Source organism: Clostridium sp. CTA-17, from assembly GCF_054767895.1.
Window position 1 is genome coordinate 73,120 of sequence record NZ_BAAABF010000008.1, and the last position, 13,351, is coordinate 86,470.

Consider the following 13,351-nt stretch of genomic DNA (forward strand, 5'->3'; position numbering starts at 1 on the left):
TCTTATTTATTTGATTATGAAAAGTTATATTAATTATCTTCAATTGGTCCATATTTATCTGAATCAAGTCTCATTAAAGCAAGGGTAAGTTCCTCCACATGCTCTTTTTCCTCCTTAGTTATATCTCTTATCATTTTAACAAGGCATTTATCTTCTATTTTATTTATTAAATCATCATAGAGTAATATTGCCTCGTATTCTCCTTTAATATCATCTCGTATTTTATTTAAAATACTATAAGCAGTTAATTTTTTATTTTCGTGATATGTTTTCTTTAAAGGTTTGTCTTTTATTTCTACATGATCAACTGATTCTACATAGACTTCAAATTCCTCTTTATCATATCTTCTGAGAGCTTCTAAAAATTGACCATAGTGTCTTTTTTCATCTTCCATTATGTGATGTAATAATTCTTTTATCTCTACTAAAGCAATTTCATCTATATGTTTACTATAACCATTGATGGCAACTATTTCTGATATTAAAGCTTCCCTCAAAAATCCTTTTATGTCTAAGGCTTTTCCTTGAGGTTGCTTTTCTGTAGTATAGCTCATAAAAAATCTCCTAAATTATTTTTATAGTATTCATAATATGATTTTTCACAGGAAAAGGAACAGTTAAAGATATATATTTACTTGTTCTAAGCTTTTTTATAAGAAATTAAAGTATAAAAATTAATTACTATAAATAAGTGAGCTTTTTTGCTGAGAAATTTTAAACAAGGGAAAGTATTTATACACTAATTATACTTTAAATTTAAAAATGAAAGAAATAAATATAAAAATTTCTTTTACAATATGGAATTTGAAAAGTTAATTTTAAAATTAAATACTATAGATGTCTATACAACTATACATTAATATATTAAATGAAAGAAATATAGAGGTATAGACAGATAATTAAAAATATTTCTTAAAAATAAATGAAAATAACTAAAAATGAACTAAAATAAGCTTTAAAAGGTTGAAATTTTTTAAAAAAGTGTTAGAATAAGTTTGTGGCTTTTTAGAAAGATGATGCATAGAATATATTAACTTTCAAAATAATAGATTAAAGCGCCAGAACTTAAAGTTTTATTGATAGACTAATAAGTAATTTAACTCTAGTAGATTAAAATGCTTATTAGGATTCTTAATAAATTTAAGTTGACGAGGTTGGGGAGTATCGAATTTTCGGCGGATGCCCCACGGTAAAGCACTACCGTAAAAGATTGGTTAAAACTTAAAAGTGATTTTAAGGACAAAGCCAATTGGGTGTTTCAAACCTTCTATGCAGTAAGAAGTTATATAAAGCTTATTTTGAAAGTTAGAATATAATTTTACAAAAGGGAAGGAAGAAAACAATATGTGCGGAATAGTTGGATACGTAGGACAGAAAAAGGCAACAGATATATTAGTTGAAGGATTATCAAAATTAGAGTATAGAGGATATGATTCAGCAGGAGTTGCAGTTTTAGAAGATAATAAGATAAAGGCTGAAAAGCATAAAGGAAGATTAGCAAACCTAGAAGGAATGTTAAATGAAAATCCAATAGAGGGTGGAATCGGAATAGGACATACTAGATGGGCTACACATGGAGAACCATCAGATGTTAACTCACATCCTCATTTAAATAATAAAGAAACAATAGCTGTAGTTCATAATGGAATCATTGAAAACTACAATGAATTAAGAAACTGGTTAATGGAAAAAGGATATGAATTCAAATCAGAAACAGACACGGAAGTTATTCCAAACTTAGTAGATTTCTACTACAAAGGAGATTTATTAGATGCAGTTATGGAAGCTACTAAACACATGGAAGGTTCATATGCCATTGGAGTTATATGTAATGATGAGCCAGAAAAATTAGTAGCTGTAAGAAAAGATAGTCCATTAATAGTTGGATTAGGAGAAAAAGAATATTTTATAGCTTCTGATATCCCAGCAGTTTTAAATCATACAAGAGAAGTTTATCTTTTAGAAGATAAAGAGTTTGTAGTATTAACAAATGATGGAGTTACTCTTTTTGATGAAGAAAAAAATCCAGTGGAAAAAGAAGTTTATCATATAACATGGAATGTTGATGCTGCTGAAAAAGGTGGATATGAAGATTTCATGTTAAAAGAAATTAACGAGCAACCAAAAGCTATAAAAGATACAATGACTTCAAGAATAATGGAAGGAAAAGAAGTAACTTTAGATGATATATCAATAACTAAAGAATATTTAGATAATGTTGATAGAGTATATATAGTTGCTTGTGGAACAGCTTACCATGCTGGAGTAATTGGAAAATACGCTATAGAAAAATTAGTTAGAATACCAGTAGAAGTTGATATAGCTTCAGAATTTAGATATAGAGATGCTGTTATTACAGATAAAACTTTAATAATAGTATTAAGCCAATCAGGAGAAACTGCAGATACTTTAGCAGTTTTAAGAGATGGACAAGCAAAAGGTGCAAGAGTGTTAGCTGTAACTAACGTAGTAGGAAGCTCAGTTTCAAGAGAAGCTAACGATGTATTATATACATGGGCTGGTCCAGAGATAGCTGTTGCATCAACAAAGGCATATGTAACTCAATTAATTGCTATGTACACATTAGCATTACACTTTGCTGAATTAAAGGGAAGCAAATCAGTAGAAGAAATTGAGGAAATCAAAAAAGCAATGCTTGAATTACCAGAAAAAGTTGAAGAAATCCTTAAAAATACAGATTTAATAAAAGAGTTTGCAGTTAAAGCATCTACAGAAAAAGATTTATACTTCTTAGGAAGAGGTATGGATTATGGAGTTGCAATGGAAGGATCATTAAAACTTAAAGAGATATCTTACATTCACTCAGAGGCTTATGCAGGTGGAGAACTTAAACATGGGCCAATAGCTCTTATAGAAAAAGATATTCCAGTAGTATCATTATTAACTCAAAGAGAGCTTATGGATAAAATGATAAGTAATGTTCAAGAAGTTGTTACAAGAGGAGCTAACGTTTTAGGTGTTTGCTTTAAAGGTGACATGGAAGAAAGTAAGAGAAAAATGTTTGAAGGATTAATAGAAATACCAGAAACATTAAGCTTATTATCACCGGTTTTAAGTGTTGTACCATTACAATTATTCTCATACTATGTAGCTAAAGCTAAAGGATTTGATGTTGATAAACCACGTAACTTAGCTAAATCAGTAACTGTTGAATAAAAAAAGGGGGATTTTGAATATGAATAATGAGAGTTTATTAAAATTATTAGCAGAGTATAAGGAAACTAAAAAGTGCCTTGAAACAGGGTTAAACTGGTTAGAAGAGAAAGACTATGCTAAGGGTAAGTTAGATATAGTAAATGTAATAATAAGAGATTTAGAAGCAGCAATTGGTGCTGAAAGAATTTAATATAAAATTAGCTTAAAATTTTAACCTTATTTATATGTGTTAGGGGTGTTTAAATCATTAAAATAGTATTTAAAATGCTATAAAGTGATTTTAAACACTCCTTATTTTTAGTGAAAAATATATTGAAAAATGCTTTTTATTGAAGTATAATACTTTCGCTAAAACCTCATAATTCTGAGGAATAAGCTAATATTAATTAATGAGGTATTTACAGTGGAAAAATTTCAAGAAAATAATATTTTAGAAGATAAAAAAGTATGTATAAATGAAAATGAAGAGGCTTGGAATAAAGAGACATATAATGCTTGGGTAAAGAGATTTGGAACTGCTAAAGAAGCCGCAGAAAAAATTAAAGCTATGCCTGAGAAAAAATTAAATGTTTTATTGGATAAATTTGGAGATGTTAAAGGAAAGAAGATATTTAATCTTATGGGCTCTAATGGAAATAAGGCTGTTGCATTAGCTTTATTAGGGGCAGATGTTACTGTAGTAGATTTTTCAGAAGGAAATAGAAGATATGCTTTAGATTTAGCTGAGGCTTGCGGAGTAAAGATTAACTTCATTCTAAGTGATGTTTTAAAAATGCCTAAAGAAGTTATGAGTGGAGATTATGATATAGTATTTGCAGAGATGGGAATACTTCATTATTTCTCAGATTTATCTCCTTTCATGAATGTTATACATAGCTTATTAAAGGATGGAGGAAAAGCGGTATTAAGAGATTTTCATCCTGTATCAACTAAGTTAATAACTTCAAGAGGATCTACAGCAAAGGTAAGAAAACATAAGGTTACAGGAGATTACTTTGATACTTCATTAGAGGAAAAAGAAGTTGCTTACTCAAAATACTTAGAAGAAGGAGAAATAGAAAAAGTATTTTTACGTAAGTGGAATTTAGGAGAAATAGTAACTGCCGTTGCTGATACTGGGCTTAAGATAGAAAGTTTAACAGAGGAGCCTAATTTATCAAGTGATGTTTTTGATAAAGGGATTCCAAAGACTTTTACAATAGTAGCTAGAAAATAATTTAATAGACTTGGTCGTGTATCAAAATAGATTTTTATAAAACTTACAAACAGTATGAAGAAGTAATTCTCGGAATATGTTTGTAAGTTTTATTATTATATTTTAATACAGCACATTATTTTTTATTATGATGTATTTATACGAAAAGAATATTAAGTGTATTTATATAGTATTGCAATACAAAATATGGTAAAATTATTAAAAGTCTATGAGGAGGAATTTCATATGGATAAGGGAGAGTTAAGAAAAGAGATTAAGCTAAAAAGAGAAAATATAGATAGAGATACTAAGTTAAGGGCTGATGAAAAAATAAGAAAAACTCTTTTGGAAAGTGATATATATAAGAATAGTAAGGTTGTATTTATATATGTAAATATGGACTCTGAAGTAAATACAGTTGAGATAATAAAAGAATTATTAGCTTCAGATAAAAAGGTTGCAGTTCCTAAAGTTATTCCTGTTAGTTTAAAAGAAAGACAAATGAAGGCTTTGAAAATAGAATCTTTACTTCAATTAAATGAAAGTGGTGCCTTTGGAATATTAGAACCAAGCATTGAATGTGAAGATATAAGTGAGGAAGTTGATTTAATTATAATACCTGGTTTAGCCTTTGATTTAAAGGGAAATAGATTAGGATATGGGGGAGGATTTTACGATAGATTTTTAAGTAAATACCCTAATAGTAAGAGAGTTGCTTTATGTTATGATTTTCAAGTTTTTGATGAAATTCCACATGAATTCTTTGATGAGAAGGTTGATTTAATAATAAGTGAAGAGAAAATTATTAGTTTAAAAAAATCATAATAGTAAAATAATATTTTTGATAATTTTACTTTATTGATAATAAATTTTACTTGTGTCAGAATTATAGAAAATATAATTGTGAGGTGGGGTAAACAATGAAATTTGAAGATTTTAAATATGAAAGACCTAATATAGAAAAAGATAGAGAAGATATTAGATCTTTTATAAAAGAGTTAGAAGAAGCAAAGGACTTTAATGGGGCTAAAGAAGTAATAGGCAAAATAAATAAGATAAGAAATAATACATCAACTATGATGGCATTATCAGAAGTTAGACATACAATAAATACTGAGGATGAATTCTATAATGAAGAAAGTGATTTCTGGGATGAAAATTCTCCTCTTATTGAAGAAGTTAATAATGAATTCTATAAAGCATTATTAAGTTCACCTTTTAAAAATGAAATAGGTGATTATTATGGTGAAACTATAATAAAAGAGGCAGAGTATTCTCAAAAAAGTTTTTCAAAAGAAGTAATAGAAGATATGCAACTTGAAAATAAATTAGGTAGTCAATATCAAAAACTTATTGCTTCAGCTAAAATTGACTTTGATGGAGAGGAAAGAACCTTAGCACAATTAGTTCCTTTTGTAACATCAGAGGATAGAGAAGTTAGAAAAAGAGCATCAGAAGCTAAATATAACTTTTTTGTGAAGCATGAAGATGAAATAGATGATATCTTTGATAAACTTGTAAAGGTAAGAACAAAAATAGCTAAAAAGCTTGGTTTTAATAACTTTGTGGAATTAGGCTATGTAAGAATGAGAAGATATGACTATAATAAGGAAATGGTTGAAAACTTCAGAAAACAAGTTGAAGAGTTTATAGTTCCTATAGATAGTAAATTATATGAAAGACAAGCTAAGAGATTAGGACTTGAAACTTTAAAATATTATGATGAAAAATTTGAATTCTTAAGTGGAAATCCAACTCCAAAGGGAGATTCAAAGTGGATAGTTGAAAATGCAAAGGTAATGTATTCAGAGCTTTCAAAGGAAACTAAAGAATTCTTTGATTTTATGGTTGAGAATGATTTAATGGACTTAGTTGCTAAGAAAGGAAAGGCAGCTGGAGGATATTGTACTAATTTCCCTAACTATAAAGCTCCATTTATATTCTCAAACTTTAATGGAACAGCTGGGGATGTAGATGTATTAACTCACGAAGCTGGACATGCATTCCAAAACTTTAGAAGTTCTTGGATAGAAATGCAAGAGTGCCAATGGCCAACTATGGAAAGCTGTGAAATACACTCAATGAGTATGGAATTCTTTACTTGGCCTTGGATGTATTTATTCTTTAAAGAGGATACAGACAAATATAAATTCTATCATTTAGGAGATGCCATTAAATTTATTCCTTATGGAGTAACTGTAGATGAATTCCAACACTTTGTATATGAAAATCCAGAATGTACACCAAAGGAAAGAAAAGATGCATGGAGAAGAATAGAGAAAAAATATCTTCCACATAAAAACTATGATGAATGTGATTTCCTAGAAAGAGGTGGTTGGTGGTTCCAACAAAACCATATATTCTTATCACCATTCTATTACATTGATTATACTTTAGCTCAAATATGTGCACTTCAATTCTGGAAAAAAGATAGAGAAAATCATGAAAAAGCATGGGAAGATTATTTAAATCTATGTAACATAGGTGGAACTAAAACATTCTTAGGCTTATTAAAATATGCTAACTTAAAATCACCATTTGAAAATGGATGTGTTGAAAGTGTAGTAGGAGTAGTAGATGAATACTTAGAAAGCATAGACGACAGCAAATTTTAGTTTTTAAAACAAAATTTATGATCTATTTAGAGTATGATTAAGTAAGTTTATTATGAATATAGATTAAACTTATCAAAATTAATAATAACTATAAAATATTATTAATCTTATTTAGTATAGATTTGTTTGCTTAATATTTTAGATTAATATTTCTTTTAAAATAAAAAAACTTGGAGTATTACTTATGGATTTCATAGGAATACATCCAAGTTCTTTTTTGATTATAAATCAAAATGTTTAGTTAATTAGACTTTGTATTTTCTTAGTTTTCTCTGTTAGCTATTTCAAGAACTATTCTGTTTACAAAGTCAGCTAAAGGCATAGCACCTTCTTCACCGTTCTTTCTGCTTCTTACAGAAACTTCTTTATTTTCAGCTTCTTTTTCTCCAACAACTAAGATGTAAGGAGTTCTTTCTAATCTAGCTTCTCTTATTTTATAACCGATTTTTTCAGCTCTGTGGTCAGCTTCAACTCTAACGCCTCTTCTTCTTAATTCTTCAACAACTTCATTTGCATAATCAGCATATTTATCTGATAAAGGAAGAACTTTAGCTTGAACTGGAGCTATCCAAGTTGGAAGAGCACCTGCATATTTTTCTATAAGCATTGCTAGTGTTCTTTCATAACATCCAATTGAACTTCTATGAATGATGTAAGGACGTTTCTTTTCTCCATCTTTATCAATGTAGTACATTCCAAATCTTTCAGCTAAAGCGAAATCTATTTGGATAGTGATGATTGTATCTTCTTTTCCATGAACATTCTTGAATTGGATATCAAGTTTTGGACCATAGAAAGCAGCCTCATCATCAGCTTCAGTAAAGTCTATATTTAAGTGGTTTAATATTTCTCTCATTATATTTTGAGTATTTTCCCAAGCTTCAGGATCATTGATGTATTTCTCAGTATTGTTTGGATCCCATTTTGAGAATCTGTAAGTAATATCATCAGCTATTCCTAAAGTTTCCATAACATATTTAACTAAGTCAACAGTATTTTTGAATTCATCTTCTAATTGCTCTGGAGTACATACTATGTGTCCATCAGCAAGAGTGAATTGTCTTACTCTTATAAGACCGTGCATTTCTCCTGAAGATTCATTTCTGAATAGAGTAGAAGTTTCAGCAAATCTTACTGGTAAGTCTCTATAACTGTGTTGAGTTGAGTTATATATTGCGTATTGGAATGGGCAAGTCATTGGTCTTAAAGCAAATACTTCACTATCTTTTTCCTCATCACCTAAAACGAACATACCATCTTTATAGTGATCCCAGTGTCCTGAAATTTTATAAAGGTCGCTCTTAGCCATTAAAGGAGTTTTAGTTAAAACATATCCTCTTCTTTGCTCTTCGTCTTCTATCCATCTTTGAAGAGTTTGGATTATTCTAGCTCCCTTTGGCATTAATAATGGAAGCCCTTGACCTACATTTTCATCAGTAGTAAAGATTCCAAGCTCTCTACCTAATTTATTATGGTCTCTTTTCTTAGCTTCTTCTAAAGCTTCTAAATAAGCATCTAATTCTGATTTCTTAGGAAAAGCAGTTCCATATACTCTTGAAAGCATTTTGTTCTTTTCGTCACCTTTCCAGTAAGCACCAGTAGATCTTAATAATTTAACTGCTTTTATTGGTTTAACAGCCATTAAGTGAGGTCCTGCACAAAGGTCAACAAAATCACCTATTTGGTAGAATGAAATCACTTCATCTTCTGGAAGATCATTTATAAGTTCAACTTTGTAAGGTTCATCCTTCATAAGTTCTAAAGCTTCGTTTCTAGGAAGTTCAAATCTTTTTATTTCAGGATTTTCTTTTATTATTTTTTTCATCTCTTCTTCTAATTTGTTTAATTGGTCAGCAGAAAATGGTTTTTCAGTATCAAAATCATAATAGAAACCATTATCTATTGATGGTCCTATAGCTAATTTATCTTGAGGGAATAATCTTTTAACGGCAGCTGCTAATACATGAGAAGCAGTGTGGTTAAAAGCATGTTGACCTTCTTTAGAATCAAAAGTACAGATTTCTAATGAAGAATCTTCATTAACTATAAATCTTAAGTCCTCAACTTTTCCGTTTAATATACCACAACAAGCATTTCTAGCTAGTCCTTGGCTTATGCTTTGAGCTATTTCAAAAATTGATAGTCCAGCTTCAACTTCTTTTATTGAACCATCTTTAAGTGTAATTTTTATCATATTAATTTCTCCTTTCAAAATAAATTTCTTTTAATTTTCATTCATATAAAATAAAAACTCTCATCCCTCTTCTAAATATAGAAAAGGGACGAGAGTGTATATTCCCGTGGTTCCACCCAAATTGTACTTTAATAATTAAAAAATAAAGTACCACTTAAAATTAATCGTAACGTGATTATGACGGACTGGATTAGAGTCACTCAGAGGTAGTCTTCAACTAATTCCATTTAAAAGTACTTACAGCTATTGTACCTTCTCTCTGAAAATGTACCAAAGTTTACTCGTCTCTTCATTGTGTTAATAAATTTATAATATTTACTTTAGATTATAAGTTTATTATTTTTGTATGTCAATGGATAAAATAAAAATAAATTCTAATTGGAATATAAGATATTATAAGGGTTTAGGTGGAAATAAGTTCTTAATATTATAAATTTTAATTAAAAAAGTTATTAAGTTAATTAAAGTTTTAAAAAAATAATTTGCAAAAAAATCTTGAAATAGAATTTGAAAAATATTATAATAAAAACATAGTTTTGCAGGTGTGGCGGAATTGGCAGACGCACTAGACTTAGGATCTAGCGCCTACGGCGTGGGGGTTCGACTCCCTTCACCTGCACCACTAAGCGGGTGTAGTTCAATGGTAGAACACCAGCCTTCCAAGCTGGATACCCGGGTTCGATTCCCGGTACCCGCTCCAAATTAATATAAAAATATGCGGGAGTGACTCAATGGTAGAGTGTCACCTTGCCAAGGTGAAAGTTGCGGGTTCGAGTCCCGTCTTCCGCTCCACTTATGCGGGTGTAGTTCAATGGTAGAACACCAGCCTTCCAAGCTGGATACCCGGGTTCGATTCCCGGTACCCGCTCCATTTTTTTAAGATTTACTGTAAAATTATTAAAAAAAATATAATATGCACCATTAGCTCAGTTGGTAGAGCACCTGACTCTTAATCAGGGAGTCCAGGGTTCGAATCCCTGATGGTGCACCAAGCATCGATTTATAATCGATGCTTTTTTTATTTTATAATAAAATTTTTAGAAGATTTCATAATTTTATTGAAGTCTTTTTTTATTAAAATTAAATATATGATTTGCTTAGTAAAAATTAATTTTTAAGCATATTAATATTTTTATAGCAATAAATATATAAGGGGAGAGGATTAATTAAATAGTAATCTACCAAATATGTAAGTGCTTTATAGAAAATTAAGTTTTTAAGAAAGATTATTTTTACTAAAAGTAAAAGGGGATTATAAACTAAAGTTAGAGGATAAAAGGAAAGAGGGAATTGGAATGATTAGAGGAGATAAGGGATTAAGCATTGTTTTTACTGGGGATAGTATAACTCATGGGCCACTTCATACTAAAGGATATAGAAGTTATACAGAACATTTTAGAGAAAGATTAAAAGAGAAATTTAAAAACGAGAATATTATGGTTTTTAATACTGGGGTGTCAGGAGCTACAACTAGAGACATAATAAGAGACTTTCATATCTGTGTAAATATATATGATCCAGACGTTGTTTTTATAATGCTTGGAATGAATGATTCATCAAATCAAATTGTTCCTTTAGAAGAATATAGAAGCAATATATTAGAACTTATTAATAAAGTTAGAGAAATTGGGGCAATACCAATCATTCAGACAAGTAACATAATAAAAATGGATTTAAGTAGGAAAAGCCTTAAATTTTATATGGATATTGTTAGAGCGGTTGCTAGAGAAAATAATGTAATGCTAATAGATCATTATAGTCATTGGGAGGAGTTAGAAAAAGAGGATTCTAATATTAAAAATGAGCTTCTTAATGATTTAATACATCCTAATGAAAAAGGGCACTTAGAAATAGTTAAATTTATTTTTAAGGAATTAGATATTTTTGAAGAAGATAGTTACACCTGCAATTTAAGTTATCCAATAAAAGCAGAAAATGATTTGGAAAGAAAAGTTGATAGTGAATGGAATAAAGGATTTTTTAATGACATAAGTAATAAGAATTTCTCTCAAGAAGAATTAATTCAGAATACTAAAGAAAATTTCAATAATAATTTAGAATCTATAACAAATTTAATAAATGAAGATAAAAAGGGTATATGGGTGTTTTTAGGGGATGAAGATACAAATGAAATAGGGGATACCTTGGGTTATAAAAATTATGTTGAATATATGGAAGAAAGAATTAGATGGGAATTAAATGATGGAAGCATAAATAAAAGAGAAAAATTTATGATTAACTTTGGCACAGAAGATATTAATTCAGAGTATTTAATGAATAACCTTGAACATTTAGTATCAAAATATAATCCTAAAGTTGTTTTTATAATGATTGGAGGAAATGAAAAAATTACTCCAGAGGAATTTAAACATAATTTAGTTAATATAGTAAGCAAGGTTAAAAATATAAACTCAATACCTATATTACAAAGTCCAATAAAAAATGGAAGCAATATAGAGGAATATGTAAAAGTTATAAGAGTGGTTTCTGAAGAAGAAAAAATATTTTTAATAGATCATTATGAGTATTGGGATAGATTAAGCAAAGTTAAAAAATGGGTTATAGAATCATGGTTAGTAGAAGGAAGAGCAAATCATAGAGGACATTTAGCGATTGCTAAGAAGATTTTTAAGGATTTAAGAATATATGATTATAATAGTTTAATATGTGGTTTTACAATAGAAAGATCTTAGGATATTAAAAATTAGTTCTTTAAAGCATAAGTAATTATAAAGAAATTAGTTGAGATACAAAATGAGGATATAAAAGTTAAATTTGTTTAAAAGAGAAATAATAGCTTTATTTCATAATGAATATTAAATAATTGATAAAAATAAAGCTGCATCAAAACTGAAGTAGCTTTGATACAGCTTTCTATATACAACTTATTGCTTTTTGCAATATGAAATCTTCTATATATTCTTCTGAATAAACTTTTCTGCCCATAAGATTAAATATTATTTCATCACTAGAATATCCTTCTTTATAAAGTTTTAAGTTCTTAGTTAACTTTTTTAAAGAACCAGGTGTAAGACCTAACATAATTTTTATGTCATTACCAGTATAAAAACTTTTTATAAAGAGTTCTCTTAGTTTGTTTTGCATTTCAAGTTTATAATTTAAATCTACGACTTTATCTCTGTGGGGGCCCATTTTAGACCTATGATGTTTTTTGCATAAATACTTGTAATTAAGTTTAAAATCTAAACCGCCTTCTGACCTATGAACTATGTGATGAACATCTGCATAATCACCACAAATTTCACAATAATAAGACATATAATCCTCCTTAACTTTTAATACCCATTTATAGTAATAAAATAGCATAAAAAAACAGTTTAATCAATATAACGGAGCTTTTCAGATAAAGATGAAGATATATAAAGGAATTTAGGATTTTTTACACTTTGCTGTTAAAAAAAGTTAGCAATATAATTAAAATATAAAGGATATAAGGGGGTTTTGAGATGCATAACTTATTTCGTAAAAGATCAAAGATAGAAGAAAATCCCGAGAAGTTTTGGAGGGAATTAATAACAAAAAATGAAACCCTAAAAGGAAGAATGTTTAAAGATGAACCTATAACTGAGGATACAAAATACCTACATTATGTAATATTTAACAGAAAAGTTGGATTTCAAAATGTTTGGGTTATGGTACCTAATTTTAACAGATTAATAGAATTTATAGAGTATGTATTTATGCCAGAAGCATACTATAAATGGGTTGAAGGAAAAAAGAAATTAATAACTCATATACCTTCAATTGATGTAGAGAAGATAATTTCTATGATAAATAGAAAAGCAACTGAAGAAGAAAAAGAAAAAATGAAAAATGATATTTCAGCATTAAGAAAATTAAAAGGATTAAGTGCTGACAATGGAATGAGAAAACTAAAAATATTCTGTAGTAGATTCAATAACAATTGGCTTGGAAATGATGATGAGTTTTTATACTTAAAAGCTTTTGGTAGTGCTGAAGAGCTAGGGAATTTTGTAGTAGAAACTAACTTACAAACAGATTGTGAAGATTGTTATGAAAAAACTATAGGAATGACTACAGAAGAATGGTTTAAAGTTTGTAAAAATGCTCATAAAAATAAAGAAGATGAGCAAAAATTTAAAAAAGTTTTATTTAAACACTTAGAAGATATTGTATAAAATTAAATTT

At 28.7% G+C, this 13,351-nt stretch carries 10 protein-coding genes, 5 tRNA genes and 1 other annotated feature; of the genes, 12 read left to right on the plus strand and 3 right to left on the minus strand.

What is annotated here, in order from left to right:
• Nucleotides 1-29 precede the first annotated feature (29 nt).
• Nucleotides 30-554, minus strand: coding sequence for a ferritin family protein (locus ACYUCG_RS12495; RefSeq protein ID WP_003479186.1), 525 nt, complete (start codon nt 552-554; stop codon nt 30-32).
• Nucleotides 555-1,344: 790 nt separating this feature from the next.
• Here ACYUCG_RS12495 and glmS point away from each other — a divergent pair.
• The 5 genes from glmS (at nt 1,345) to ACYUCG_RS12520 (ending at nt 6,987) form a co-directional block, all read left to right on the plus strand.
• A complete protein-coding gene (gene glmS, locus ACYUCG_RS12500) occupies nt 1,345-3,177 on the plus strand; it encodes a glutamine--fructose-6-phosphate transaminase (isomerizing) (protein ID WP_003457837.1) in 1,833 nt (610 codons plus the stop codon).
• 19 nt (nt 3,178-3,196) lie between these two features.
• Nucleotides 3,197-3,367: a hypothetical protein gene (locus tag ACYUCG_RS12505; RefSeq protein ID WP_003454473.1), complete on the plus strand. Its 171-nt coding sequence runs from the start codon at nt 3,197-3,199 to the stop codon at nt 3,365-3,367.
• A gap of 213 nt (nt 3,368-3,580) precedes the next feature.
• Nucleotides 3,581-4,393 (plus strand): class I SAM-dependent methyltransferase, encoded by an 813-nt coding sequence (locus ACYUCG_RS12510; protein WP_283704879.1) that lies wholly within the window; start codon nt 3,581-3,583, stop codon nt 4,391-4,393.
• A gap of 225 nt (nt 4,394-4,618) precedes the next feature.
• Entirely contained in the window at nt 4,619-5,197 is a 579-nt protein-coding gene (locus tag ACYUCG_RS12515) for a 5-formyltetrahydrofolate cyclo-ligase (RefSeq protein ID WP_131337241.1), read from the plus strand.
• A gap of 95 nt (nt 5,198-5,292) precedes the next feature.
• On the plus strand, nt 5,293-6,987 hold the full coding sequence (locus tag ACYUCG_RS12520; RefSeq protein WP_283684241.1) for a M3 family oligoendopeptidase: 1,695 nt from the start codon (nt 5,293-5,295) through the stop codon (nt 6,985-6,987).
• A gap of 262 nt (nt 6,988-7,249) precedes the next feature.
• Here the strand turns inward: ACYUCG_RS12520 and thrS are convergent, their stop codons facing one another.
• Nucleotides 7,250-9,181: a threonine--tRNA ligase gene (gene thrS, locus ACYUCG_RS12525; RefSeq protein ID WP_150541770.1), complete on the minus strand. Its 1,932-nt coding sequence runs from the start codon at nt 9,179-9,181 to the stop codon at nt 7,250-7,252.
• Nucleotides 9,182-9,262: 81 nt separating this feature from the next.
• Nucleotides 9,263-9,483 (minus strand) — a binding site (T-box leader).
• Between the two features lie 236 nt (nt 9,484-9,719).
• On the opposite strand from thrS, the gene ACYUCG_RS12530 reads away from it, so the two are divergent.
• The 6 genes from ACYUCG_RS12530 to ACYUCG_RS12555 all read left to right on the plus strand — a co-directional run bounded on the left by ACYUCG_RS12530 (nt 9,720) and on the right by ACYUCG_RS12555 (nt 11,874).
• Nucleotides 9,720-9,803 (plus strand) — tRNA-Leu (locus tag ACYUCG_RS12530).
• Nucleotides 9,804-9,807: 4 nt separating this feature from the next.
• Nucleotides 9,808-9,881, plus strand: a tRNA-Gly gene (locus tag ACYUCG_RS12535).
• 17 nt (nt 9,882-9,898) lie between these two features.
• Nucleotides 9,899-9,973, plus strand: a tRNA-Gly gene (locus ACYUCG_RS12540).
• Nucleotides 9,974-9,978: 5 nt separating this feature from the next.
• Nucleotides 9,979-10,052, plus strand: a tRNA-Gly gene (locus ACYUCG_RS12545).
• Between the two features lie 44 nt (nt 10,053-10,096).
• A tRNA-Lys gene (locus ACYUCG_RS12550) sits at nt 10,097-10,172 on the plus strand.
• A 304-nt stretch (nt 10,173-10,476) separates the two neighbouring features.
• On the plus strand, nt 10,477-11,874 hold the full coding sequence (locus ACYUCG_RS12555; protein ID WP_460268714.1) for an SGNH/GDSL hydrolase family protein: 1,398 nt from the start codon (nt 10,477-10,479) through the stop codon (nt 11,872-11,874).
• A gap of 181 nt (nt 11,875-12,055) precedes the next feature.
• Here ACYUCG_RS12555 and ACYUCG_RS12560 read toward each other — a convergent pair whose 3' ends face one another.
• On the minus strand, nt 12,056-12,460 hold the full coding sequence (locus ACYUCG_RS12560; protein ID WP_060796225.1) for an HNH endonuclease signature motif containing protein: 405 nt from the start codon (nt 12,458-12,460) through the stop codon (nt 12,056-12,058).
• Between the two features lie 188 nt (nt 12,461-12,648).
• Between ACYUCG_RS12560 and ACYUCG_RS12565 the strand changes: the two genes are divergently transcribed.
• A complete protein-coding gene (locus tag ACYUCG_RS12565) occupies nt 12,649-13,341 on the plus strand; it encodes a hypothetical protein (RefSeq protein ID WP_060796226.1) in 693 nt (230 codons plus the stop codon).
• Nucleotides 13,342-13,351 lie beyond the last annotated feature (10 nt).